Origin of the sequence: Rhodococcus sp. WY5 (assembly GCF_018588185.1) — a bacterium.
GTDB classification, from domain to species: Bacteria; Actinomycetota; Actinomycetes; order Mycobacteriales; family Mycobacteriaceae; genus Rhodococcus_F; species Rhodococcus_F qingshengii.
In genome coordinates, this window is the sequence record NZ_JAAMPR010000005.1 from 1 (window position 1) to 24,532 (window position 24,532).

The following is a 24,532-nucleotide window of genomic DNA, read 5'->3' on the forward strand; positions in this document are numbered from 1 at the left end:
AAAATACAACGCGCATTGGCGAAACTTCTGGAATGTGGTTGCTTTCGACGATGAGTTAGCGGATCGGGCGACCGCCATCCTCGAAGACTTTGTGGACCAATCCAAAGCAGCTCTCGACGAGGGAGAGCTGGATGACAAACAACAAAGCCGCGCCCGGAAATTCCTCGACAAATCTGTCATGGCGCTCGACCGAATCGACAAGGCAGAAAATGCGCCTCTGGCCTGGATAGGTGAGCGGGCCGTGCAGTTCAACCCGCAATCACGAGAGGTCATAGAAAAGCTCGTCCAAGCAATCGCGGAACACCGCAGGACTTTGGACAACGAAAAACTCTGGCGAGTACTCAGACGTGTGGGACTGGACCCGGACGCACGCTGACCTCTCTTTCGTGGCGTTTTTCACCGGTGAGGTGGTCTTTTCAAGACGTCGGTATCGCCCGTGGGGGTGTCAGCGCAAAGCCGCGGCGACAGCGATCTGCGAAAGATCCACTGTTGGACCGTCTTCAGCCCAGACTTGAGTCCTACCGACTGCCAGGATCCCGCGAGAAGGCAAGACGCACCACGGCTCGACACGTGAGAGCACCTCGTGAACGAGAACAGTGGCGTGGAACCGTGTCGGTACGGTGGTGACGTCGAGCAACTCACCTCGCCGCCGCAGGTCGGCAGTCGATCGAGCAGTGCCGTTACTGATCACCACTTGCCGAAGTGGAAGACCGCGTAATGCGAGTACTCCGACGACGTGCGGTTCGAGCCAACCTTGTTCGCGCCATGCGGGAAGGATTCCTCGCCCTTTGGGCAGAGAGATTTTCACGATCGCTTCACGTGCATAGTCAGCAGCCTGTTGTGATCGCTCCTGAGTGTCGGCCGGCGGGCGGCACAACTGCAGAAGTCTGGTGTGCGGAATCGCCGCGTTCTGGCGATTGCTGCCCGCCATCCAGCGCTGGACGGTGCGAACGCTGACGCCGGCGGCATGTGCGACGGCAGCCGTATCGACGTGGCCGGTGGGTGTACGCCCGTAGCAGGTCCCCAACATCGCCTCGAGGCGCTTACGCGTCCACCGAGGGGCCGCAGGTGCCATCACGGGCGATCGATCCCCATCTCGTCGATGCGTTCGAATTCCCAGCCGGCGACATACTGCTCGTCGGCATGGTTCGTCATCCACGTGGACACGCCTTCATCTCCGTTCTTCTCGAACGCCGACCACATTGCTTCGACATCGGCAGGGGTGAGTTCGAGTTGGATCTGGCGGTCCCGCTTGTAGGTCTTGCCGGCGGCGCTCGGACCTTGATGGCCACGTATGCGAAGGTGACCACCCCGATTCGCGAGTGCCTTGCCCTTCGGCGTCCCTCGAAAAGATGCCAGCGCAGCTTTGCGGCCGCGCTGTGTCGTGGCCGCTTGCCGCGATTTCTTTGCGAGTTTCTGCAACGTGTCGGCTTTGGGCTTACCGATCCGCTGGTGTCCTTCAGTTGCTACCCACCGCTGAACCGTACGTTGTGTTACCCCAAGATCTTTGGCGGCATCTGCAGTGTTGAGGCCACCTCTCTTGTTGAGTCCATAGGCAGCGAGCAATAGTCCTCGAACGTCCGGAGCTGCGCGCCCGGGTGAGACCGAGGCGCCGCTTCTTCCAGTGAGGGCACCGAAGATTTTCGACCGGCGGCCAGGATCTTTGTTCGTGTTCTTGCGCGCCATCACTGATCACCGCCAACGGTGTAGTCCGCGGCATTCCAGTCCAAATGGAGTTGGTCTTTTCCTCGGTAGCCCTTACCTGTCAAGAACTCGACCTGGTCGGCGAGCAAGGCCGAGCCTTCCCATTTGTACTGTCCGAACCCGCGGCCTAACGTCTCTTGCTCTCCCGGCCAGGATGCGATCGGATCAGGATTGTCGGAGACGTACAGAACGGTGTCGTTCGAGATGGCAACTGGCCACCTGTCGCTGGCCTTGCCGATCTTCACCACGCGGCGGAGGATGTTCGCTCGGGCTTTCGCGATGATGTGATGGCGCCGTTCCGGTGCATAACCCGGCCGGCCCTTCATGAAATCGCTACTGCCGAGCATGCCCAGAGTGCGCGTGTAGACAACCTTGAGTTGATCGCGGGCGAGTTGAGCATCGGGATCGGCAAGGTCCAATGCGGTTCGCGCATCGCGGATCCGCTTGTACCAAGGATCGAGAACTCTGCCGTGCTCGTTCCACACGTACGCCTCGATAACTTCCGGCTCGTATCCGAGTTCGTGGGCGTACTGCATGGTCGGCGTTGTGACCCATTTGGGCTCGTTGATCGAAAGCCCTCTCGGGTTCAACGGATTCGGGTACCGCCAGTCCGAGGATTCCGGAATCTCGATCTTCCAGTAGCCAGGCAGAGATTTGTCGAATACTGCCCCGCTCTCGTGATGCTGCGGATCTCCGATTCCGAGTTCGAGGCTGGCGATGCCCGCGGCGTGGGATCCGCCTCGGTCATACGCGTGGATAAAGAGATGCTCGGCTTCGTCGGCGGTCAGCGGCCGTGACCAGTCGATGTCGGTTTCGGTGTTGCTCATCTGGGAGGGTGGAATTGGTTGTGACGGAGCGAAAACCGTGTCTCGTTCCCGTGAGCGAGTGCTGATCATGAGATCGAATCCGGTCGTGGACGCAGACATTGCCCACGGGAACTTCAACGCATCGGCGAATGTCGCCAACCTCGACGCCAGCACTGCTGGTGTCGGCGCATCGGCGAGGATCGGCATGTCCAATTCGTCCTGGCCCATGGCGGAGACGAACGCTACCCAGACGCCGCGCTCGTCGCCATGCCATACCCGCGTCCACGTACCCAGGCGATCGCCGAGCTTTCCGCCCAGCGACCACCCTTCCTCCAACGCCTCAGTCACGAAAGGGATTCCTGCAGTCAACGAGCGCATTTCTTCAGCGCGCTTGCGTGGATCGTCCCCGAGGGCGCCCGTCTCGATCCCGAACTGACGGGCCATGGCATCGGTGATCCAGATCTGTCCTGGTTCACTCCACCGCTCGTTGACTGCGGTACCAAAATTCTGTGCTCGGATGACCTCTGCGATGTGTCCGACATGGAAGATCGGCCCAGGATCGACTACCTCACCGCTCGGTAGCCACAATCCGTCGACGTCGAGCACTCCAGCCGGTCCGATGAACTTCGGTCGTGCCACAGCAGCGACGGATGGCGACTTGGACCTGCCGGGAGACAACGACGTCGTACCTGTGCCGTCAATCGGTGCTGCGCTCGAAACCGAATGTGCAGAAAGATCGGTGGATTCTGCTGACACCGGCGACGCGTTTTGCATCGAATTTCCGCTATGGACGCTTGAATGTACAAGGGCAGCACGCTTTTCCGATGTACTCCTGAGCCAGCACTGAACGTGCATCGCGTTTCCGTCGAAGGTGAAAGGCGCAAGCTCGCCACACACCAGGCAAGCCTGGGCCGGTGACATCGGTTGAGCGACTGCCTTGTGGCCGTCGGCATCGTAATAGCTACCCACCTGGAACTCCTCCGAAATAGCAGGGCTGGTCAGGCTCTGCACGTGCTTGGACACTGTGGACTGTATGTCATCACTACGACCATCCGGCCCCATCGGCAGCAGATCGACAAGGTCCAGCGGCCGATCCGGAGATGCAGAACCACCAGAATCGGGATCATCGATGCCCGGCCCGCCATCCCCGATCGGGCTGCCACCACCGTCAGGGCCGGAATCATCCATGCCGTCGATGTCGTCGTCGCCGAGGTGCTCGCCGATCACCTTCCACAACCGCAGCGCAGTCAACCTCTGACGTCGATCTTCACAATGAATGGTGCGCTGAACCGTGTACCTGGGTGTTTTACCTGCGCGTTCTTCGCCGATCAGGATTCCCTCGTCGTACAACGCACGTAGCGCCGTACCTCGATCGATTTGCGGCGCATCCGACATCGACTGTGCTGCCGATTTGAGTACCTGCTCGAGCGCTGTCGATTCGACGAGCAACTGCGCTTCGCCGTCCCGCGGAGTCGGATCCGTCAGCACATAGCCGAGCCGGATTCCGCGAGCATCCTCGCGATACTTCTTCACGTCCTGGAAGTCGCTGACCAGAGTCCGCTTCCAACCCAAACGCCCAGCCAACGGCCGTCCCGGGGCCTCACCGGTACGCACATCGTCGACGTACGCCAACCCGGTTCGCAGAGCATGCGCAATCAACTCTCGCACCCGGGCACCTGTACGGGAAGGAAGATCCGGATCAGCTGCTGCAGTGATGGCATCACGAAGACCGACATGAACAAGCTCGAGCGTGTGATCCACCTCTGCCTGAGTCAAGGCTCCGATATCGAACAGAAAGCGCGTCATGGCAATCCAGCCACCCCAGACAGCGCCGACGGCTTCGGCCTGCCGGACGCTCTCACCGTGATCGCGCAACGACTCTGCGTATGTCGCGGCCGCCCCGAACGCCAACTCCCGGATCTCTTCCAGCCTGCCCGCCAGGTATTGCAGGAACGACGCCATCAGCAAAGCGCGCCCGTGACGACTTTCGTTCTGGTCGAGTGCGATCAACTGGTCGAGTTCAATTTCATCAGACTGCAACGGCACAGCGAGCATGCGCTGAGCTCCGGACCCTGGACGAGGCATCACCTCGGATGTCACAACCGCCGATGCCCTCGGCGGAGTGCCGTCGAGAATGCCCAAACCATCTCGTGTCGAACGCGACCGTTGCTCGCCGTTGTGCACCATTCGCGCGAATTCCTCGAGCGATTTCTGCGCTGCACCCCAATCCCGAGTCGGCGCGACGTCATCAGCCCAATAGAGTGCATCCTTCGCCGAATTGAGCTTGATACGAAGAGCATTGAGGGTATCGCCGTTCCCGGACATCGACGATGCCGGACGGCGGCGATCCCACAGCTCACCCCAGTGATGCATCGCAATCGAGGTAAGTGAGGTCTTGTACGACCCAGGCGAACCCACAACCAGCAGCACCCACGGGTTCGGGCCGAGAGCGGACCGATAGACATGACCGAGCAAGGTCGCCGAGACTCGCGCCGGGATTTTGGTCAGCATCGACCCGGAATGAGCGAGGAACGCTTCGCGGAGCCGCGACGCGTCTTCCACAGGTGCCGGCAGGTCGTAACGAGCAAGCGGCCCGCTCAGGAGGACCGGCGCGACCCGGGCGCCGTCGTTGCTGATTGCACCCCCGGCATGGACGAAGAACCATTCACCTTCAGGGGTGCGTCGCCATCCAGTGGAGCGGAATCGAACTGTGCGGGTGATGGTTCCACCAGCAACTTTGAGCGCGTCGCGAAGTTTCGCGATCCCGGACGGTCGTGAATCGTATGCGGGCGGACCGGGCAGAGACTCCACCCAACCGCAATCACGGAAGTCGAGTGCAGCGATGCGCAGCCGCATGAACTCCCCGGTGTCCGGGTGTGTGTAGCCGATGATGACAGCTGACAATTGCTCCGGCGCTGGAGGATTCGCCTCCTTCTGGCCGACAATTCCTTCACGTCCCATCAGCTCAGGAACATCGACGTCCAACGAATCATCGGTAGCTTCGAGATACTCCATCTCCACGATCCGGGCATCAAGACCCAAAACCAGTTTGGCGTTCTCCTCGCCGTCCTTGGTTGTGGTGATCTCGACCAGCTGCATATCGACGATCCGATACGTCGGCGCCGAAATCGCGGATCCGCGGCGAATAGTCGAACCGCCGATGGGGGCAGCAGCACCCGCTGCGAAGACACCGGTCTCGCCGGCCTTTCGTTCAGCCGCTTCTGCCTCGGGGACCGGCTCCTCGTCGAGTGCGGGGACGATGTCGATCTGCTCGTCCGGATCCTGAAGCAAGGGAGGGACCGGCAATTGAGCGACATCATGGGCAGCGCGGGCGGCGCTGCGTGCCAGACGCCAGATCGCAACAGCTTCATCAGCCGCCTGACCTGCCCATTCACTTCCCTCTGTTGCCGCCTGCAGACGGCAGCGGTCGACGGCTTCGCTCAATGACTCGAAACGGAGCTCGGACTCCACAGCCCAACGCTTGGCGCGCTTGAGCGCAAGCTCGGAAGACTCTGCATCGGTGGCCAGCGCGGCGTGCGCGGCGGCCTCGGCAGCAGCTTTCTCAACCAAGACGTGTTTGCCGCGCACAGCACCTGCATATGCATGCGCCGCAACCTCCCCCACCCTGACCTCGATGAAGCCACCGAGCTCTTCGTCGCACTCCCACATGCCGCCGTGCACGTGGTCAGTGAAATCGCTCTTCGGTTCGAGTGTGGCGGGCACCAGCAGTTTCACATGTGCGCCCACTCCCCCAAGTAAGGAAGCGAGATCGATCCCACGATCCCATCCGGCGTCGTCACGATCGAGCACGACTCGGACAGTGGCATTCTCGAAAACGGCTGCGCACTCCGCAGGAAAGCTGCGCCCACCCTGCGCGTTCGTGGTGGCGACAAGACCGACCTGCTCGGCGGTCTCGACATCTTTCTCACCTTCGACCAGCCACACCGGTGTGCCGGCCGAGATAGCGGCGAGGAGCTGAGGAGTCCGGTAAAGGACCGACTCGAAATCGCGGGGTTTTTGCTTGACCCGTCGCCCCAGCGCAGAGACGAAAACCTGCCGAAACTGCTTGTGTCGGCCGAGCTCGCAGCTGGAGCATTCTTCCCTGACAACCTCTTGGACGAGCGAGCCCTCGGCATCGACGTACGGGTATGTCGCAACCGGCACCCATTCGTGCTCACTCTCAGGGCCTGCAGCTTTGGTGACGATCGACTTCGGGAGGGCCCCGAGCTTGCCTCGGCGCCGGCCAGCGGTTCGCTGTTGGGCCGATCGACCAGCTAACGGATTTGTCGAACTACGAGGGGGAAGAGGTTCGTCGAAGAGATCTGCTGTGGAAATCCCCAGTGCATCGACGATGTCCTGGGCACTTGCCCCGCAACCGTGGCATTTGAGGAGTACTTTTCCGCCGGCACCGTCATTGGTCCAGGTCACTGACAGTGAGGCATTCCCGTCATCGTGAACGGGGCATCGAGCTGAAAGCTGAGTGGAGCTACGCACCTTCATGCCACCCGAGGACTCGAGGAGTCCTCGGATGTTTTCCATCGACCACATGTGGCCGCGGTGCGCGGGTGAGGTCGTCATCGGTCACCGACGGGTGCTTGTGTCGTAGACGACACTGCCCACAAAGGTAGTGCCCCTACGCAGGGGTGAGCTACCATGAAGACGCACCGCTCCTTTCATCAATCGAATTGAGCAGATACTCCAGCTGGAGTACTGCGCACCGGTTCCTTTCACCCTGGTTCCGGTACCAGTTCCTTTCTTGAATTGAACGGATGAATAATTCGAGAAAAGCCCCCCTCCTGCCGCCAAGCACGGGGGGTTTTTCGCTGTCTAGGACGAGGTCATGTCCCCACCATTCGCAATTGTTGGGGCCGAGATCGACGTTCGACTGCGGCAACCAATCGATCGACCTGATCATCGCTGGACGTGTATTGACGCGGGTCGAGACGATGCAGCGATTCCGGGTCGAGCTGAACGATGATGTAGTCGGGCACGTCGAAGCCATGAACGAGCGCAAGGACGAGTACTGCGTAGTCACCGGACGGGAGACCGACATCCCGGGCGCGCTGCTCGTAGATGTTGTGTTGACATTCAGGCGCCCGGGTTGCAATGAACCCACGCGGCCCCTTGTGTGGACGTGCCATAGCGCAACCTTAGGTCCAATTCGTATCTGATAGCGATTACTCGGATTCGTGGGTGTGTCGCTTGCCAGTGCGGTACTCATGCTGACTTCTCTCCCGCCTTCCCTCGATCGGAGAAACTCCCCTCTCTAAAGAGAGGAGGTTCCCGTCGCCCGCTCCTGTGACAGCTCCGCCGAAAATCTTTTCGTTCAGTCTGCGCACGCGACATGACATCTCTGCACGCCCAGTTCTCAGAAGTGCTTCACGCAGAGTCGAATCTCCTCGCGTATTCCTCTACGCGCGAACCTTCGCGAAAATGTGTGGGGAGCGTGGGGAGTGGCCAGAAATGCCAGTTCAGAGGCTATAAATTGCTCCCCACCAGTGTGGGGAGCATGGTGGGGAGCATGGTGGGGAGCATGGTGGAAGACGCGCCGAATTGGTCCACCAGGGATCGGGAAAGGAATTTGCGAACGGGACTAGATCGCCCGAGTCCCGAGCTGAAGCTGCAATGCGACAGCCACCACAACACTTCGGGACGGTGCACCGAACTCCGCGACCTTCTCGTCAAGCCAGTCACGTTGAGCCTTGGTGAACCGGAGTTGGACCTGGATCCCTCCGCGGATCTGAGGGGATTTGCGGCGCTTGGGCAAGGAACTGCCGGCAGACTTATTCGCCGCCCCTTGCTGGAGAATCTCGCCGACGTGGTCGATGTGCTCATCGAGCGCGGCCTCCGCAACGTCGGCGTAGGTTCCGCCGATCCGACCCTTTTCAGCCTTGAGCGCGGTCAAGGTCGCACTGTCGATGTAGATCGGCATGTTCTCGACTGCATCCGCAACGTCCGCTGAGCTCTCTGTCGGCGACTCGGCGGGCTTGGGCGCTGCCGGCGATGCTGCAGGCGACTCGGCGGGCTTGGGCGCTGCCGGCGCGCTCGGAGCGGCTACAGCTTCTCGGGGTTGCGTTGGCGCGCTCGTCGTGACTGGGTCCGGCGCGTCGTTCTCTCGCTGAGGTGCAGGGTTCCTCGGCTCCGGGGTCTGTACGGCTGGGCGAACAGGTGAAGCAGCGGAGGGGCGTGGCGCACGTGACGGCGGAAGGAAATTCGCAAGGCCCGCTCCCCTTCTGCCTGGGCCGCTGGGCGCGGAGAACGCATCTTCGAGGCTTTCGCGTGCAACCTTGCGTGAAGTCATGACACAGCCTCGACTTCCTGATTGATCTCGGTCAGTTTGCCGATGATTTCCATCGTGAGCTTTTCGTAGTCCTCGGCGAGCCCAGTTGCATTGCGCGCCAAGAAATCTTCTTCAGGCTTAGTTCCTGCTCGGAGTGCCTTGAGTCGACCCTTCTGCGCGGCAGCAGCTTGAGTTTCGAGTTCGTGGGCGAGGATTCCGTGTCGGCGCAGGTCGAAGCCGGCCGTCTCGAGGTACCGAATGTAGGTGTCGAAGACGGGAGCAGATTCCCCGATGATTTCGTAGACAGAGTCTCGAACCGCGTCTTCGAGTCGCGAAGAGCGGGAACCGATGCCGAAGAGGACAACGCCGGCGAGACGAAGGTCGGGATTGACGCGCCGAGCGCGTTTGAACCGCTTTGCGATGCGGGTGAGGCCGTCGAGGCTACCCTCGTCTGCTCGCGTGGGAATTACCACGCCCTGGCAGCAGGCCAGCACAGCGTCGAGGATCATGACGTCGCCCGGAGGGGTGTCGAACAAGATGAGATCGTAGTCGGACGCGATACCTGAAAGTGATCGGAATAGCAGGTCACCGAGTGTTTCGGGTTCCCCGTCGTCGTCGCCGTGTGACCTGTTTGCGCGTGAAAACATCAGACCCTGGATGTCGGCGAGGGTGGGCCCTCCCGGAACTACGTCGAGGCCTGGTCGGACGTCTTTGAGTAGCGGCGGCTCGGTGCCGGTGATGAGGGCGTTGAGCAGGTCCTGGCCGTCGGCGACGTCGTATCCGAGGTCGCGGGCGAGATTTCCCTGAGGGTCGAGGTCGAGGATGAGGACTCGCCAACCACCTGCGGCTGCCAGTCCGCCACAATTGGCGCTCAATGAGGTCTTCCCTACCCCGCCTTTGCCGTTGGCGAAGGCGATGGTGTTGGGGATCTGCTTGCTGATTGCAGTTTCGGAAACGGCTGCTGCGATGTTCTGGGCCATTTGGTCACTCCGACGTTGGTGAGGTTTCGGATAAAGAATGTCTGCCGGTTTTCACGCCGCACAACGCGTAGGACATCGCGTGTGATTGATGGTGTTAATTACCGGGTGTGTTCACGCTGTAGTACATACAGGAATTGCTGCGAGGAATCGCGCGGTAATACGTGCGTGAATCGCTGCCTGCATGCAGGTAGTGAATCACGGAGGAAAACTACTTGCAAGTCCTACGTGAAAACATGCAGGTAAACACGGTGGAAATCACGCCAGAAACCACGCCGGAATTATGGCGTGAATGCGTGCGTGTGTTGCCGTGCGAACCGACGCCGGAAGTGATGACGGAAGTGTCACCACAAGAGGGGGTGGAAAGCGCAGGAGAAATCTCAGCGGAACTGCCGGAGGAACGACCACGTGAAATCACGGTGGAACGCCAGCCAGAAGAGCTGCGTGAACACATGCCGGAAACGGCGGTAGTCGGCACGCCTCAAAGGACAGTGGAAGCCGCAGGGGAACGCAAGCCATATCCGATGGTGGAGAAGGCAGGAGCACCAACAGTGGAACCTGAGGTAGAAGGCGCAACAGCAGGCATGACGGAACCGGTGCCGGAAGTGGCGGCGGATGAGGGGGAGAAAACCGGAGGACTCGCTGTCGCTGGCTCGACGCAATTCGAGCCAGATCACCCCAGGCATGGTCGCGCGGGGCGAAAACTCCGTCCACATCGAGATGAATTGAACGGCATACGGGATGACGGAACCCGCACCATAAACCGTGGTATAAAACTATTTGACCTGCGAATATGGGTCAGTTGGTGAGTGGGGAGAAAGTCTGACGAGGTACCCGGCGAGGATCTCCAGACGGCCCGCGTTCGTGTCGCTGACTGCTGATCCGATTGTTGAGGCCGACCTCGGTCGTCGTATGCAAAGCGTGGAGAAGATCCGAGGTCCGCACGAGTGGTTGCAACTCCACGACGAGGTCGACGAGGGTGTCCTCGAGTAGCTCTTCGGCAGCTCGATAGAGCTTCCACAGCTGGGATAGTTCCCACGCCAGAAGTAGGGGACTGGCGAAGAAGAATCCGGCACACATCTTTCTGATCCTGCGGACTTGAGGATTGCTGAATTGGCCGGCAACACGGGCGTCGCCCCAGCGCGCGAAGTACGAGCTGGCCGCACAGTCCACGGCGGTCAGATCCAGCAGTGTGGCGATGTCTTCCCAGTGGCCTGCTCCCAAGCCATACCGGGCCTCCTGCAGGGCCAGCCCGAGTGCACGCTGACACGTCATCGTGTACTCCGACAGGGCGAGGCGGTATCCCTCCAGATCGCGCAAATCGGCGACGGTCCGGAATTCTTGACATCCTCCGGTGAATTCGGTGGCAACCAGCAGGGCCTCGGTGCCGTCCCAGCGGAACTTGGATTGTTTGTAGACCTGTCGATGCCACGCCAGATCATCGATCCAGTGCGCAGGTTCCATGCGCGTCGAACCTAGCGGCAGGGGCATGCCGTCAATGATCGCAGCAATACGAGCCGCTGTCACGAGGAGTGCGGAGGGACACGAGGCGAGCGTCGGTGAGCGATCGGAAGGCGGTCATTCGGTTGTTGGCTGCCGAGCGGTCGAATCTCAGTAGCCGACTGGAAGGGCTACGGAAGGGCGAGCGCGGAGGGCAGGTGGACCACTGGTGGACAAATGGTGGCGCATTGGTGGGGATGTGGTGGGCGCGTGGTGGGCATGCGGTGACGCAGCGGGGAGGCGTTCTTGTGGTGTGGTTGGACCCTCGGTTGGGTGTGCAGCGACATGTTGTCGGGGCCAGGCGCCGACACATGTCAGGGGCAACCGTTTGGCGTTGCGTGAACGGACGTCGTCCCTATTTCCGTGGTGAGGGAAGCCGAGGTCGACCGAATGGGGACTGAAGTCCTTTTCCTCGCCAATTCCCCTGCTGTTGTGCAAGTTTCAACCACATTCCGTGGGGGCTGGTCGCCGCTCTGTCGGGTCACCAACCGGCTGAATTCCGGCGGCAGGGTCTCCATCGGCGGCCCAGCGGAATATCTGTGACAGACGTTACACAGGCAAGAATAACCCGATCTACCACCCAATTGCGGAATGTTTGCATCAGGATCCGAACCGCGCGGTCTATTTATCGTTGTCGTATAACCGCAGGTCAGATTAGGGTCCCAGACGATGGTTTACCCGCTTTGCATCGTTCCTCCTATTTGGAGCGGGTAACTGACGTGTTCGTGGTGTAACTACCCGCCGCTATACCTAGTCGTGTGGCACAAGGTCAGGGCCACACGCCACACGGCCGAAGCGATAGGCGGATACAGATGATTGAGCAATCAGGAGACGATCACACGTCTCAGCGGCAACCTGAGCGCCTTTCCTCGCGCGCCTATGGGATCAGTCACGGGGGAGTGCGATGAGCTCTCCACGGGCCACTGAGCCGACACTTTCGCAGGGGCTCCCCGGGATGCGTCGCCGCCACGAATCGCTCGAAGCTGACTTCGCCACACCAGCGAGCGCTACCTATGCGCTCGTGCCCGACGACGACGATCTCGCCGATCCCGTCGTGTCCTCGAATGTCCATCTGCCCACTGCAATTGCGACGCAGTTGGCCGAAGCGCGAACCGAACGTCGGTTGACCACCGGCGAATTCATCATCTGGGCGATCGAAGAAACACTCGATCATCTCAACGACTACGTCCACCCCGGTGGCGTGGTCGGCGGGCGCCTCTTCAAAGCCAGGGGAGTGGGATCGACATCGCCGGCAAAAGTCCCCACCACGCCGGTGGCCTATTCCCTTCGCGCCTCTGACTTCGACGTGCTCGACGAACTGAAGAAGTCCTTCGCCGCGCGATCCCGGAGTCAACTCATCACTGCGGCACTGACCGCGCACTTTCAGCTTGAGACCGAAAAGGACTGAAACCCATGGTTTTCGAAAAACTCCGCACGACAGCAAAGTCCAAAGCCATCGGGGAAGACGTCGATCCGGACAACCCCACCACCCGGCGCGGTTCGGACTTCACTGCGACGTCGAGAACGAAAGTTCGGCGCCGCCCGATCTTCCTCGCAGCCGGCATCGCATTGGTCGTCGTCTTCGTCATCGGAGCTGTCGCCCTGGTCAACGGAATGCGTCAAGTGACGAATGTACTGGTGGTCTCGCATGACATCGCCCAAGGTCAGCAGATCACCTCGCAAGACCTCACCACCAAACAGGTGAACGCCGACGCTGGAATCGCCTCCGTCGCAGTGGAAGACAAAGCCTCCGTCGTCGGCCAGGCGGCGGCCGTGCCGATCCCCAGCGGCACCGTTCTGAACCCCAACGCAGTGACCACAGCTGTCATCCCCGGCAAAGGCCTGACCCTCGTGGGTGTCACCGTCAGCTACTCGAAACTACCCGCCGAACCGCTCCGAGCCGGCGACCAGGTCCGCATCGTCGACACTCCCCGCGACCAGGATGATTCCCCAGTTCAGGGCCCGATAACCAGCAAAGCGCAGGTCGTTTCGACCAAGTTTATTCCCGAAACGTCGGAAACCACCGTCGACGTTCTGGTACAGGCCGACGAAGCCTCCTGGGTATCGGCGCGAGCAGCGACACGGCGCGTTGCCATCGTGCTCGACCCCAGAGAGAAGTAGTCCGATGTTCGTAGTACTCGCGTCGGCAACCGGCGCTCCTGGCGTCTCGACAACCGCCCTCGGGCTCGCACTGAATTGCGAGAGCGGCGGCGTCCTCTACGTCGAAGCCGATCCCGTCGGTGGATCGCCCTTGCACAGCGGATATTTCAAGTCCTCCCGAGAATCCGCACTCGCTCGTGGCCGCCGATCACTGATCAACCTGGTTGAACCCGCACGACATGGACAGATCGGGCAAGCATTCGGTGCCCAGACACTGAATATTCCAGAGACCAATGTCTGGGCCGTGCCAGGACTCAGAACGGCATCACAAGCAGATTCCATGACCTCCACGTGGGGACCACTCGGCGCGCACCTGCGCACAATCGATCGGAATGGAGCGACAATCATCGTCGACGCCGGCCGAATCGGACATCGTTCGGGACCGCACGACCTGATGGTGCGATCCGACCTGATCCTGGTAGTCACGCGAACGAGCGCAACAGCTCTCGGCTCACTCAAGGGCGTACTCGACCAGCTGCGCGGCCAGCTCCGAGCAATTCGGTCACCCGCTGCACTCGGGCTCGTGGTGATCGACGACAAGTACTACGGAGCAGCCGAGATCGCAAAGTCGTTCGGTGTCGATGTCGCCTTCACCCTCCCCGATTCCCCGAAACACGCGAAAATCTTCTCAGAAGGTCACCAGCTCACCAAGTTCCAGAGAACCCAGTCCCGATACCTGCGGAATCTCGAAGGTGCATGGCCGAAGATGCAGACCTACGTCGAAGAACATCGGCCCGAATGGGTGAATCCGTCCCGGAATCAAACACTCCCGAGCAACCCGTCAACCCGTGAAGCCCTTGGAGAGTCGTCATGACAGACCGCAACGAACAAGACCCGGCACGCGTTCCACTCTGGTTGGTACTGAACGAGGTCGACGAAGCAGACGCCTTGACGATCGACCAGCACTCGGCCCCACCGGTTGCACCAGGGCCCCACGAAAACGCTGACGCTCACCCACTCGGCGCGTCAAGCCCCCATCCCCAGCATCGTAGTAACAGTGCCGCGGCCAACCTCCTCAGCGCCGCAGGTCACGGCAATGCCGCCCCCGTCTCGGCCGAGCAACCCTGGCATGCTCCTCCCATCCCGAAGAACACTGCGAAGCCGATCGATTCCGCAATGAATGCTGTTGCGTACCGGCGTCTGGTGCGCAAGCTCGTCGACGAAGCCTCACAAGAGCTCACGTCAATCGTCTCCGAGCGAAAAGCAGACGTCGCCTCCGAGGACGCCCCCGACACCCTCCTTCCGTACACCAAAGACGAAGAGCAGGCCAAGGGCCGCGACATCATCGCTGACAAGGTCAAACGCCACATAGCCGCCGGAATCGAAAGGGGCTCCGGCGCAATCGATCCAGGCGAAGAGGCACAACTCGCACAGGACGTCTACAACACCATCTTCGGGCTCGGCCCCCTTCAGGTCCTCGTCGACGACCCGAGCATCGAAAACGTTCTCCTCACAGGCACCAGCGTGCTCGTCATGTACCCGGACGGGCGTATCCAGAAGCGCCCCAACATCTTCGACTCCGACGAAGAACTCATCGACTGGCTGATCAACCTCGGCCAACGCGCTGACGGCGGCGGCCGCACATTCGCAGTCAACAATCCGCATCTGCGACTGAACCTTCCCGGCAACATCCGCCTCTCCGCAATGGCATGGACCGTCCCCGAACCTCACGTCGCGATCCGCCTGCACCGGCTCAAAAACATCACACTCGACACCCTCGTCGGATACAAAGTCATGCCCGACCTCCTCTCCCAACTGCTCGCCGCGATGGTCATCGGCGGAGCATCCATCGTCACGTCAGGACCCATGGGCTCGGGTAAGACAACGCTCACCAGAGCGCTCGCGAACGCTCTGCCGGTCGAAACTCGAATCGGCACAGCCGAAACCGAACGAGAACTGTTCCTCCACGACATGCCCGGCCGTAAAGGTTTCGTCGTACCGGCCGAGGTCATCAACGGCGGCGGGGAACGAGACTCGACGACAAACGAATTCAAAGGCGGCACCGACCTGTCCGCCATCCTCTACGCATTCGTGCGCATGCAACTCGAACGAGTAATCGTCGGTGAGGTAGCAGGCAAAGAGATCATCGCGATGTTCAAAGCGATGCAGATGGCCAAAGGCTCTCTCTCCACCACCCACGCCGACGACGCAAAAGGCGCGATCAACCGCCTCGTCACCGTGGCCCTCGAAGCAGGCGTCACCGAACGCTATGCCATCCGACAGGTCGCCGCCCACATCAACCTGATCATCCAGCTCGATACGTCCTACTCCGTCAACGACGCCGGTGAACGCGTCCACACCCGCTACATCAGTGAAGTGATTTGGATCGAGCCGGGCGAGGAGGGCATGCCGGCAGTATCCACGGTCTATCAAGGCCGCCCAGGCGGCACCGGAGAATACGGAACCCTGCCCCCCAAACTTCGCCGCAAAGTCATCGAAGGCGGGTTCCCCGAACACCTGATCCCGCTCCACTCACTGGAATTCGAGGAAGGACACTAACCATGTACACCCTGATGGCAGTTCTCCTCGTCCTCCTACTTCTGGGCGCTCTCACACTGATCTACCACGGCTGGAAAGACCGCAGAGACCCCACAGCCCCCCAGAAACACCGCCGAACCCCCATCCACCTCAGCCGAAAGTACCGCCTCCTCATCATCGCCGGCACCCTCGTCGGCGCGCTGACCTGGATGGTGAGCGGATGGTTCATCGCACTACCCATCAGCCCCATCGCATTCGTCGCTCTGCCTTACCTTCTCGGCAAACCAGCAGCCGAAGGAGAAATCGCCCGACTCAACGCCATGGAAGAGTGGGTGAGAAACCTCAGCGGCGTACTCGCTGTAGGAACGGGCATCGAGCAAGCAATCATCGCCACCCACAAAGCGATGCCAGAAGCCCTCACCGACGAAATCAGCCGACTGATCCAAAGGCTCCGCACCAACACACCGATCAACGACGCACTCCGAAGCTTCGCAACAGACCTCGACGACGCCACCGGCGACCTCATCGTGGGATCACTCATCCAAAGCGCCGCCATCCGTGGATCCGGACTCACCGCAGTCCTCGACCGACTCTCCCGATCAGTGGCCGAAGACGTCAGGAACCGCCGAGCAGTCGAAGCGGCACGCAAAGGCAGCCGCACCACCGCTCGATGGGTCACCATCATCACCATCGGTTTCATCACAGGCCTCTTCGTTCTCACCGACTACATGGCCTTCTACAAAACACCAGCAGGACAACTGATCTTCGTCGTCGAAATAGCCGCCTTCATCGGATGTCTCCTCTGGATGAAGAAGCTCGTACAACCACCGAAACTCCCGCGATTCCTCGGAACCACCCGCAAAGCGGCGAACGAGAAAAGCGAGAGCTTCATCGAGGGAGTTCTGTCATGACATTTCAGATCCAAGCCGCCCTGTTGGCGGTAGTTCTCTGCGTCGGACTCATCTGCCTGTTCCTGCGTTTCGCACCAGCACAAGCATCTCTCTCCGAAGTGCTCGACAACCTCGGCGCACACCGCGCCACCGACAAACCCGCCGACATCAACGTCGACGAATCCGTTCGAGGAAAAGTGGGAAGGCGAGTACTCCCGTACACCGCAGACTCCACGATCCTCAAAATTCCTCGATCAGATCTCGCGATCCTCAAAATCGAGGTTCCATACTTTCTCGGGGACAAGGTTCTTTCTGCGCTCCTCGGGCTACTTTTCTTCCCCGCCGTCAATCTCATGCTCACGATCCTCGGCCGCGGGATCCCCTGGGGCATTCCCGCAATCCTCTCCCTCGCCATCGCTGCAGCGTGCTTCGTCGCCCCAGACATCGAAGTCCGCAAGAAAGCTGCCGTAGCCCGTGAGGAATTCGGCCGGTCCCTCGGCGCCTACATCGAATTCGTCGCACTCAACCGCACAGGCGGCGTCGGAGCCGTGCAGAGCCTCGAAAGAGCCGCAGCAGTGGGCGACAGCTGGGTCTTCCGTCGCCTCGACGAAGAACTCATGCGAGCTCAGCGATCCGGACAAGCGCCGTGGGACACCCTCACCCGAATCTCCGGCGAACTCGAGCTGCCCGACCTCGCCGACCTCGCCGACATCATGACGTTGACCGGCGAACAAGGAGCATCGGTCGCCGTCACCCTCAGCGCCCGCGCATCCGCACTGCGAAACGCTCAACTCTCCGACGAACTCGGCAAAGCCGGCTCCTCGACCGAGAAAATCCAAGCACCCCTCGCGCTCATCGGAATCGTCTTCATGATCATGCTGTTCATCCCAGCCATGTCCAGCATCATTCTCGGATCGTCCTGAGGAAGAGACCAATGGCAACTATTCAATTACCGCCCCAAAGGCGCACCAGCGACCAGAGTGCGAACGCTCCACCAGTGCAAACACGCATTCTCGGCAGTACCCCCCAACAATTCCGCGCTAACCTGCAAACGCCAAGTTTCTGCCTACTCAAAAAAACTTTCACCCAGGCGGTCACAGCGGCACACGAAACGGACCTCTTCATTAGTAGAGGGAAAAACAAACAGGAGGAACCCAGATGATCACCAATTTCGCCCACCGCGCACAGCGCGCAACCACCATCACCACCCTCGCTGGCATCGCGATGATCACCGGATTCCTCGATCGAGCCAGCGGAGCCAACCGACGACGTTCTGACCGCGGATCAATGCTCGAATACGTCATCATCGCGGCCGGCGTGGTGACTCTCGCAATCGCAGTCGTCGCATACATCGGACCCGTCGTCATGCGCTACCTCAACCAGATCCAGTAGCAACCCCACCAGGTGCAAGGGTGGATCGCCGCAACCCTCCTGAACCAGAGGAACACAAACAACGCGCTCCTCCGACGATCCACCCTCACCAAAAAATTCGAGCCAGCGATGCAGAACGGAGCGAGACGATGACACTCATCAACCGCAACCGGCACAACGACAGCGGAAGCATCCTGCGCCTCTGGATCATGTCCGCAGCAGTCTGCCTCATCGCGATCTTCGTTCTCATCCAGCTAGGCCCAACAGTTCAGCGTTACCTCGCAACCATCGTCTGAACACACACCAACGAAGGAGGGGCGATCATGCGGCCACCCACAGCAACACCACTCGCCCGCTTGAAGTCTCGGCTCGGCAACGACCGCGGTGGCGTTCTGGAAACCGTCATCATCTGGCCAGTCGTCCTCCTACTGTTCTTCGGCGCAGTCCAAGGAGCGTTGTACTTCCACGCCCGCAACGTAGCGATGAAAGCAGGCGAAGAAGGACTCCGCCAAGCACGAACACAATTCGGCACATCAGCAGCAGGAACAGCCGCCGCCTACGGATTCATCGCACAGACCGGCGCCACAGTCCTACGTGGCCCCGCCGTCACAGTGACACGCAACCAACGCGAAGCCGCAATCCAGATTGTGGGACAACCGATCTCGCTCATCCCCTTCCTCAACCTGACCATCAACATCGATCAAAGCGCACCCGTCGAACGCATCACCAACCCCGGAGACCTCTGGTGAGCGGCCACCGCCCGGTACCGGCCCGGACGTCGGAAACTGTCAACCTCAGCGGAGGGAAGGTCACCGCAATGACGGACTCACTCAGGAATGAACAGACCGTGGACGAGAACAGTCGCCTATCCCTCAAAGAAGTAATTTGGGGGATCCTGTTCACCGGATCCATTACCGCGGCTCTCTACTTCTACAGCCCAGACGCGATAGTCACCGTCATCCTCGGAACCGGACACCCCATCCCATGAACCCGACACACGCGCGTCCTACGAGCGGAGAAACCTATGATGCGAACACGCAGAAACCGGCTCCTCGTGGCCGCATCCCTCTCACTCTTTCTCCTAGCCCTAGGGGTAACGACCGGATTCGACCCCGACATCCTCTTCCCTTACCGGCCCCTACCGTACTGAACGCAATGACCAACCTACGCAAACGAATACACACCAACGACCGCGGCGCCGAAACCCTCGAACTCGTCATACTGACGCCCTTCATCCTGCTCCTCATCGGCGTCATCATCGTCGGCGGCATGGTCACCATGGCACACCAAAAAGTCGAACACGCCGCAGCCGAAGCATCCCGATCAGCCTCCCTCGCACGAACCATGTCCCAGGCCACCACAAGCGCAACCGAAGCAGCAACATCTGACCTCGCCGCAAAAGGACTCAACTGCGTCAACCTCTCCATCAGCACCGACGCCAGCGGTTTCCGCACCCGCCCCGGCGTGAGAGCCACCGTCCAAACCACCGTCACATGCGACGTCTCCCTCGACTCACTCGGCCTCGTCGGAATCAGCGGAGTCCGCACCATCCGCCACACAAGCTCCTCACCGATCGACACCTACCGAGAGCGAGTCCGATGAACACACTCATCGCGAAACTCCGCAACAAACAAAACGACCAAGGATCAATCGTCCTCTGGGCAGTCATCGGAGCATTCGCTCTACTCCTCGCCCTCGGCCTCGTCGTCGACGGCGGCGGAAAACTCCACGCCAAACAACAAGCCCAACTCGTAGCCGAAGAAGCAGCACGCGCCGCAGGCCAAGCCGTCATCACCCCACTCGCCGCACGCGGAACAGCCGTCGTCGTCAACCCCGCAACAGCCATGATCGAAGCGCAAAAGTACCTCAACGCAACCGACATCAAAGGCGTAGTCGTCCCCACCGGCCCCAACACCCTCCTGATCACCACGACAGCCCACTACACACCGAAAGTCCTCGGCCTCATAGGACTCGGTGAACAAACAGTCGTCGGAACAGCACACGTGAACCTCAACCGCACCAACACCGGCGCCGGAGCAATCGGCGCACCATGAGCGAACCCGGGACCCGGCCCCACCCCGCCCCCGCGCACCCCAGCAGCGAAGGCACCACAACTCCCACCACTTACCGAACGAGCGAGAGGACCCCGACGTGAACGTCGCCGCAGCCCGCCTCAAAGGCCTGCTCTACCTCATTGCACTCCTCGCGCTCACCGCCGGAATCCCGTTCGCGCTCTACACCTTCGCCGGAAACCCCCTCGCCGGCATCACCAGCCTGACCCTCGACACCGTCAAAGAAGCACTCACCACCCAAGACGACGGGACCCTGTTCCTCTCCGCACTGACGATCATCGGCTGGATTGCCTGGGCCACCTTCACCTACTCGATCATCATCGAACTCGCTGCAGCACTCCGCGGCGTCAAAGTCAGACGAATCAAAGGACTCCAGCTCCAACAACACTCGGCAGCGATACTCGTCAGCGGCGCACTCCTACTGATCACAGCCGGCACAGCAACAGCAACCCCCGCAGCCGACGTCCTCGGACCCAACCACACCTCACCCACCTCGATCAGCGCACCCGCCTTCCTCAACGACACCCACACCCAGACCCCACAACAGAACGCCCCCTCCTGGACGAAAACACCAGCACAGACAGCTGCCGGAACAACCATCGTCACCGAATCGGGTGACACACTCTGGGGCCTCGCCGAACGGCACCTCGGAGACGGAACACGCTATCCGGAAATCCAGTCACTGAACCAAAACGCAATCCCAAACGAAGCCTGGATCGACGCAGGCCTCACGCTCACACTGCCCGCATCCCCCGAGAAGCAGCTCGACGGCGCCTACACAGTAAAGGCCGGCGACACACTGTGGGACCTCGCTGAAACGTATCTCGGTGACGGCTCCCTCTACCCCCAAATCCACGGCGCCACCGGACCACTGACTACAGACGTGATCCAGATCGGCCAACAACTCTTCCTGACGCCCACCTCCATCAGCGCAGAAGAAGTTCCGCCGGCAGCATCGCCCAACCCCGCTGAGGAATCGTCCGCACCGCAGCCCGCACCCGAGCCTGCACCCGAGTTGATCCCGGACATCGCACAGGCACCTGATGAGGCAGCTTCGCAGGCGCCTGAGGATGCAGCATCGGCAACTCCTGAGGTGGCCCCTGAGGCTCTTACCGCCGCAGCCGCAGAGGCTCCCGCCGCAGAAGCGCCGGAGGCTCCAGAGGTGCCCGCTTCGTCTGCACCGGCCGAGGCAGCAGGGGAGCAGTCACCGTTGGTGGTTCCCGATGTTCCGGAGCTACCGGAACTGGTGCCCGGCGGCGACGAGATGGCTCAGGCCGAAGCGCGTGCCGCGGAGGAAGCTGCCGCGCGGATCTTCGGTATCGAGATCCCCGCCGCTCCCGCGCCCGAAGCTGCACCCGCGCCTGAAGCTGCACCCGCGCCTGAAGCTGCACCCGCGCCTGAAGCTGCACCCGCGCCTGAAGCTGCACCCGCGCCTGAAGCTGCACCCGCGCCTGAAGCTGCACCCGCGCCTGCACCCGAGTCGGTTCCGGACGTCGCAGAGACCCCCACCGCACCTCCGGAGGCTCCCGTCTCGCCTGCACCGCCCGAAGCGGCAGGGGAGCAGTCACCGTTGGTGGTTCCCGATGTTCCGGAGCTACCGGAACTGGTGCCCGGCGGCGACGAGATGGCTCAGGCCGAAGCGCGTGCCGCGGAGGAAGCTGCCGCGCGGATCTTCGGTATCGAGATCCCCGCCGCTCCCGCTGCAGAAGCCCCCGCGGCAGAAGCTCCGGCGCCCGAGCCTGCCCCGCCTGTACCTGTTGACGTACCCGCCCCCAGCGAAGCGCCTGACGTCGCCCCAGCACCAGCACCGGACCTCCATGAGAACTCACCCCTCGCCTCCGCCCCCACCGCACCAAGTGCCCCCGAAGCACCGATTTCCCCATCCGGGCAGCTCAATACACCGGAAATCGCACCAGAACACACGCCAGAAGTAGCACCAGAATCAGCGCCAGAGACCGGCGCACAACAGGCCGCACCCGCAGACACCGACAACCCCGAAACACTCGTCCCCCTCAACACCACCGCCCCACAAGTGCCGGAAAACACCGCAGCAACCACAGCCCTCACCTCAACCGACAACGCCCAAGACAGCAAAACCGTCATGGGACTATCCGCACTCGCCGGCATCGCCCTCCTCGCCGGCGTCGGGCTCTTCCGTCGACGCCAGCAGAACCGCCGGCGCCGCGGAGAACGCATCCCGATGCCCCAACCCTCGACCGCACTCGTCGAACAGCAGATCCGAGACAACGCAGACCCCGCCCTCCTCGACCTCCTCGACAAAGCACTCCGCGACGTCGCCGACATCTGCCGCACCAACTCCATCCCACTACCCGCACTACTCGGAGTCTTCCTTCACGACCGCAGCATCGAACTCGCGCTCGTAGACGACATCGAACTACCCGCCCCATGGCAACGCGACGCCGAGACGTCGGCCTGGACCATCACCGCCGACGACGAACTCGACCCCCCACTCACCACCGTCAGCCCCTACCCAGCCCTGGTGGAAATCGGCGAAATCGACGGCGGATCCAGACTCCTCCTCAACCTCGAACAGCTTTCCCACCTCGGAATCGCAGCCCCCACAGCAGAGGCCCGCGACATCATCCGAGCACTCGCAGTGTTCCTCGCCTTCTCCCCACTCGGCGACAACCTCAAACTCACCCTCGTGGGCACAGGCGAAGCCCTCGCACGCCCGAACACCGACGGATCAGCACTGATCGAATACGCCCCAACCGCCGACGCAGTCCTCGAACGACTCGCCCGCCACACACGAACCGACGCACAAGCCCTCGCGGACAACGGAATCGACGACATCGCGCACGCGCGCATCGAATACACAGACAGTGCCATCACCAATCCCGAAATCATCCTGCTGTCCGAGCCACTGACACCCGCACAACGCGAAATCTTCGACAACATCCTCGCCAACGCACCACGAGTCGCGTTCGCCGCGGTCACCGCTGCAGACGACCCCACAGCAGACTGGACACTGACCACCGGAACCGACGGATCCGCCACACTGCGCCGCCCAGGCAGACCCGCGTTCGACCTCACACCCGCACGCATCTCCGAAGCAGAATTCGACGCAATCATCGACGTCCTCGAAACAGCGGACGCCGACCCCATCGCCGACGCCGCTTCCCAGAACGACCCATGGACAGCGGAAACCTTCGACGACCGCATCGCAGAAGCAACATCGGTCGACGACCTCCTACCCCACCAGGCGCCGACCGTCCATATCCTCGCAACAGAACCGAACTTCGACACCCCAACAACCGAATTCAACGACGACGAAGCCGACACCGAGCCCCTCACCTACCTCGACCCCGCCGACGAAACATCGATCAACAACACACCAGACACCGCAGAAAACACGCCACCCATCGCGATGGCGATCGCGCCGACACCAGACAACACACCCTCCGTCGACGAACACATCTGGATCCACGTCCTCGGGACCCCACGCGTGACAGCACTCAACGAAGGATCCGATGTCGGCCGACGACCTCACCTCACCGAACTCGCAGCCCTCATCGCCACCCACCCACACCCCGGAATCCGCGGACCCCAAGTCGACGAAAAGATCTGGCCCAAGCAGACATACGCAAACCTCAGCTTCTCCGAACAAACCACAAAACGCACCGCCCGCCGAAACACCGCCTTCACCCGACTCCGCAACTTCCTCGGCGAAACCGCCACCGGAGACCTCGCCTTCCCCAAGGTCTTCGACAACACCGGCAACACCCCATACCGCCTCGACGACACCGTCCACACCGACTGGGACATCTGGAACAACCTCATCGAAGGACACCCCGCCACCGCCGACCACAACGAACTGACCACAGCCGTAGCCCTCGTAGAAGGCGCACCATTCACCACGAAAAAAGCACCCGCACGATACGGCTGGGCAGAAGAACTACGCCAGAACATGATCTCCGAACTCACCGACGCCATCGAAGAACTCTCAGCACGGCACCTACAAGAAGGCGACACGCGCACCGCACTCGAACTCGCACAAAAAGGCCTCGACGTCGACGAATACCACGAAGGCCTCTGGCGCCTCGCGATCATCGCAACCCACGGCAGCGACGACATCACAGCCACCCAAGGCCTCATCGACACACTGCTCACCAAACTCGCAGAACTCGACGTCGACCCCAACGAGCAGACAGCTGAACTACTCCAAATACTCGACGACTTCCACGACACAACCGGCGAACGCCCCTACCGAATCACCCAGAGAGCATCCTGATGCGAACCAACAGACCCAGAGAGCCCAACAACTGGACATGCG

The 24,532-nt window shown here is 61.2% G+C and carries 21 protein-coding genes and 1 pseudogene; 15 read left to right on the forward strand and 7 right to left on the reverse strand.

Features of this window, described 5'->3' with window-relative positions; genetic code table 11:
• Positions 1–376: pseudogene (locus G4D79_RS32840) on the forward strand (hypothetical protein); the annotation flags it as partial.
• A 69-nt stretch (positions 377–445) separates the two neighbouring features.
• Here G4D79_RS32840 and G4D79_RS32845 read toward each other — a convergent pair.
• From G4D79_RS32845 to G4D79_RS32870, 6 genes are all read right to left on the reverse strand, one after another.
• On the reverse strand, positions 446–1,075 hold the full coding sequence (locus G4D79_RS32845) for a hypothetical protein (RefSeq protein ID WP_250888155.1): 630 nt from the start codon (positions 1,073–1,075) through the stop codon (positions 446–448).
• Positions 1,075–1,686: a terminal protein gene (locus G4D79_RS32850; protein ID WP_214514894.1), complete on the reverse strand. Its 612-nt coding sequence runs from the start codon at positions 1,684–1,686 to the stop codon at positions 1,075–1,077. The genes G4D79_RS32845 and G4D79_RS32850 overlap by 1 nt, the downstream gene beginning before the upstream one ends.
• The gene (locus G4D79_RS32855) at positions 1,686–7,088 is read right to left on the reverse strand and encodes a telomere-binding protein (protein WP_250888146.1); all 5,403 of its coding nucleotides are present in this window, start codon (positions 7,086–7,088) and stop codon (positions 1,686–1,688) included. The genes G4D79_RS32850 and G4D79_RS32855 overlap by 1 nt, the downstream gene beginning before the upstream one ends.
• 260 nt (positions 7,089–7,348) lie before the next feature.
• Complete coding sequence (locus G4D79_RS32860; protein WP_214514895.1) at positions 7,349–7,651, reverse strand: hypothetical protein; 303 nt, start codon at positions 7,649–7,651, stop codon at positions 7,349–7,351.
• Between the two features lie 452 nt (positions 7,652–8,103).
• On the reverse strand, positions 8,104–8,811 hold the full coding sequence (locus G4D79_RS32865) for a hypothetical protein (protein ID WP_214514896.1): 708 nt from the start codon (positions 8,809–8,811) through the stop codon (positions 8,104–8,106).
• The gene (locus G4D79_RS32870) at positions 8,808–9,770 is read right to left on the reverse strand and encodes a ParA family protein (RefSeq protein ID WP_030537745.1); all 963 of its coding nucleotides are present in this window, start codon (positions 9,768–9,770) and stop codon (positions 8,808–8,810) included. Before G4D79_RS32870 ends, G4D79_RS32865 begins: the two co-directional genes overlap by 4 nt.
• Positions 9,771–10,018: 248 nt before the next feature.
• Between G4D79_RS32870 and G4D79_RS32875 the strand changes: the two genes are divergently transcribed.
• Entirely contained in the window at positions 10,019–10,576 is a 558-nt protein-coding gene (locus tag G4D79_RS32875) for a hypothetical protein (RefSeq protein ID WP_214514897.1), read from the forward strand.
• Here G4D79_RS32875 and G4D79_RS32880 read toward each other — a convergent pair.
• Complete coding sequence (locus G4D79_RS32880; RefSeq protein ID WP_214514898.1) at positions 10,566–11,258, reverse strand: hypothetical protein; 693 nt, start codon at positions 11,256–11,258, stop codon at positions 10,566–10,568. The two genes, G4D79_RS32875 and G4D79_RS32880, sit on opposite strands and share 11 nt — an antisense overlap.
• Before the next feature lie 913 nt (positions 11,259–12,171).
• Between G4D79_RS32880 and G4D79_RS32885 the strand changes: the two genes are divergently transcribed.
• The 13 genes from G4D79_RS32885 to G4D79_RS32945 all read left to right on the forward strand — a co-directional run bounded on the left by G4D79_RS32885 (position 12,172) and on the right by G4D79_RS32945 (position 24,490).
• Positions 12,172–12,675 carry a hypothetical protein gene (locus tag G4D79_RS32885; protein WP_214514899.1) on the forward strand — a complete coding sequence of 168 codons (504 nt, stop codon included), beginning with the start codon at positions 12,172–12,174 and terminating at the stop codon, positions 12,673–12,675.
• Between the two features lie 5 nt (positions 12,676–12,680).
• On the forward strand, positions 12,681–13,388 hold the full coding sequence (locus G4D79_RS32890; RefSeq protein WP_214514900.1) for an SAF domain-containing protein: 708 nt from the start codon (positions 12,681–12,683) through the stop codon (positions 13,386–13,388).
• A gap of 4 nt (positions 13,389–13,392) precedes the next feature.
• Positions 13,393–14,241, forward strand: coding sequence for a hypothetical protein (locus G4D79_RS32895; RefSeq protein ID WP_214514901.1), 849 nt, complete (start codon positions 13,393–13,395; stop codon positions 14,239–14,241).
• Positions 14,238–15,926, forward strand: a complete 1,689-nt coding sequence (locus tag G4D79_RS32900; RefSeq protein ID WP_214514902.1) for a CpaF family protein — start codon at positions 14,238–14,240, stop codon at positions 15,924–15,926. The genes G4D79_RS32895 and G4D79_RS32900 overlap by 4 nt, the downstream gene beginning before the upstream one ends.
• A 2-nt stretch (positions 15,927–15,928) precedes the next feature.
• Complete coding sequence (locus G4D79_RS32905) at positions 15,929–16,816, forward strand: type II secretion system F family protein (RefSeq protein ID WP_214514903.1); 888 nt, start codon at positions 15,929–15,931, stop codon at positions 16,814–16,816.
• On the forward strand, positions 16,813–17,718 hold the full coding sequence (locus tag G4D79_RS32910) for a type II secretion system F family protein (protein ID WP_214514904.1): 906 nt from the start codon (positions 16,813–16,815) through the stop codon (positions 17,716–17,718). Before G4D79_RS32905 ends, G4D79_RS32910 begins: the two co-directional genes overlap by 4 nt.
• Before the next feature lie 235 nt (positions 17,719–17,953).
• Positions 17,954–18,187, forward strand: coding sequence for a hypothetical protein (locus tag G4D79_RS32915; RefSeq protein WP_214514905.1), 234 nt, complete (start codon positions 17,954–17,956; stop codon positions 18,185–18,187).
• Between the two features lie 128 nt (positions 18,188–18,315).
• On the forward strand, positions 18,316–18,462 hold the full coding sequence (locus tag G4D79_RS32920; protein ID WP_155277957.1) for a hypothetical protein: 147 nt from the start codon (positions 18,316–18,318) through the stop codon (positions 18,460–18,462).
• A gap of 27 nt (positions 18,463–18,489) precedes the next feature.
• The gene (locus G4D79_RS32925) at positions 18,490–18,915 is read left to right on the forward strand and encodes a TadE family protein (RefSeq protein ID WP_030537754.1); all 426 of its coding nucleotides are present in this window, start codon (positions 18,490–18,492) and stop codon (positions 18,913–18,915) included.
• 68 nt (positions 18,916–18,983) lie between these two features.
• On the forward strand, positions 18,984–19,154 hold the full coding sequence (locus G4D79_RS32930; RefSeq protein WP_196248308.1) for a hypothetical protein: 171 nt from the start codon (positions 18,984–18,986) through the stop codon (positions 19,152–19,154).
• A gap of 167 nt (positions 19,155–19,321) precedes the next feature.
• Positions 19,322–19,768, forward strand: coding sequence for a TadE/TadG family type IV pilus assembly protein (locus G4D79_RS32935; RefSeq protein WP_214514906.1), 447 nt, complete (start codon positions 19,322–19,324; stop codon positions 19,766–19,768).
• Positions 19,765–20,220: a pilus assembly protein TadG-related protein gene (locus G4D79_RS32940; protein ID WP_030537757.1), complete on the forward strand. Its 456-nt coding sequence runs from the start codon at positions 19,765–19,767 to the stop codon at positions 20,218–20,220. Before G4D79_RS32935 ends, G4D79_RS32940 begins: the two co-directional genes overlap by 4 nt.
• Before the next feature lie 97 nt (positions 20,221–20,317).
• Entirely contained in the window at positions 20,318–24,490 is a 4,173-nt protein-coding gene (locus G4D79_RS32945) for a LysM peptidoglycan-binding domain-containing protein (RefSeq protein WP_214514907.1), read from the forward strand.
• Positions 24,491–24,532: the final 42 nt, after the last annotated feature.

What these genes read in the sequence shown, in the direction of transcription:
- G4D79_RS32845 (WP_250888155.1), bottom strand. Translation starts at nt 1,075, where the DNA reads ATGGCACCTGCGGCCCCTCGGTGGACGCGTAAGCGCCTCGAGGCGATG.
- G4D79_RS32850 (WP_214514894.1), bottom strand. Translation starts at nt 1,686, where the DNA reads ATGGCGCGCAAGAACACGAACAAAGATCCTGGCCGCCGGTCGAAAATC.
- G4D79_RS32855 (WP_250888146.1), bottom strand. Translation starts at nt 7,088, where the DNA reads ATGACGACCTCACCCGCGCACCGCGGCCACATGTGGTCGATGGAAAAC.
- G4D79_RS32860 (WP_214514895.1), bottom strand. Translation starts at nt 7,651, where the DNA reads ATGGCACGTCCACACAAGGGGCCGCGTGGGTTCATTGCAACCCGGGCG.
- G4D79_RS32865 (WP_214514896.1), bottom strand. Translation starts at nt 8,811, where the DNA reads ATGACTTCACGCAAGGTTGCACGCGAAAGCCTCGAAGATGCGTTCTCC.
- G4D79_RS32870 (WP_030537745.1), bottom strand. Translation starts at nt 9,770, where the DNA reads ATGGCCCAGAACATCGCAGCAGCCGTTTCCGAAACTGCAATCAGCAAG.
- G4D79_RS32880 (WP_214514898.1), bottom strand. Translation starts at nt 11,258, where the DNA reads ATGCCCCTGCCGCTAGGTTCGACGCGCATGGAACCTGCGCACTGGATC.
- G4D79_RS32885 (WP_214514899.1), top strand. Translation starts at nt 12,172, where the DNA reads ATGAGCTCTCCACGGGCCACTGAGCCGACACTTTCGCAGGGGCTCCCC.
- G4D79_RS32890 (WP_214514900.1), top strand. Translation starts at nt 12,681, where the DNA reads ATGGTTTTCGAAAAACTCCGCACGACAGCAAAGTCCAAAGCCATCGGG.
- G4D79_RS32895 (WP_214514901.1), top strand. Translation starts at nt 13,393, where the DNA reads ATGTTCGTAGTACTCGCGTCGGCAACCGGCGCTCCTGGCGTCTCGACA.
- G4D79_RS32900 (WP_214514902.1), top strand. Translation starts at nt 14,238, where the DNA reads ATGACAGACCGCAACGAACAAGACCCGGCACGCGTTCCACTCTGGTTG.
- G4D79_RS32905 (WP_214514903.1), top strand. Translation starts at nt 15,929, where the DNA reads ATGTACACCCTGATGGCAGTTCTCCTCGTCCTCCTACTTCTGGGCGCT.
- G4D79_RS32910 (WP_214514904.1), top strand. Translation starts at nt 16,813, where the DNA reads ATGACATTTCAGATCCAAGCCGCCCTGTTGGCGGTAGTTCTCTGCGTC.
- G4D79_RS32915 (WP_214514905.1), top strand. Translation starts at nt 17,954, where the DNA reads ATGATCACCAATTTCGCCCACCGCGCACAGCGCGCAACCACCATCACC.
- G4D79_RS32920 (WP_155277957.1), top strand. Translation starts at nt 18,316, where the DNA reads ATGACACTCATCAACCGCAACCGGCACAACGACAGCGGAAGCATCCTG.
- G4D79_RS32925 (WP_030537754.1), top strand. Translation starts at nt 18,490, where the DNA reads ATGCGGCCACCCACAGCAACACCACTCGCCCGCTTGAAGTCTCGGCTC.
- G4D79_RS32930 (WP_196248308.1), top strand. Translation starts at nt 18,984, where the DNA reads ATGACGGACTCACTCAGGAATGAACAGACCGTGGACGAGAACAGTCGC.
- G4D79_RS32935 (WP_214514906.1), top strand. Translation starts at nt 19,322, where the DNA reads ATGACCAACCTACGCAAACGAATACACACCAACGACCGCGGCGCCGAA.
- G4D79_RS32940 (WP_030537757.1), top strand. Translation starts at nt 19,765, where the DNA reads ATGAACACACTCATCGCGAAACTCCGCAACAAACAAAACGACCAAGGA.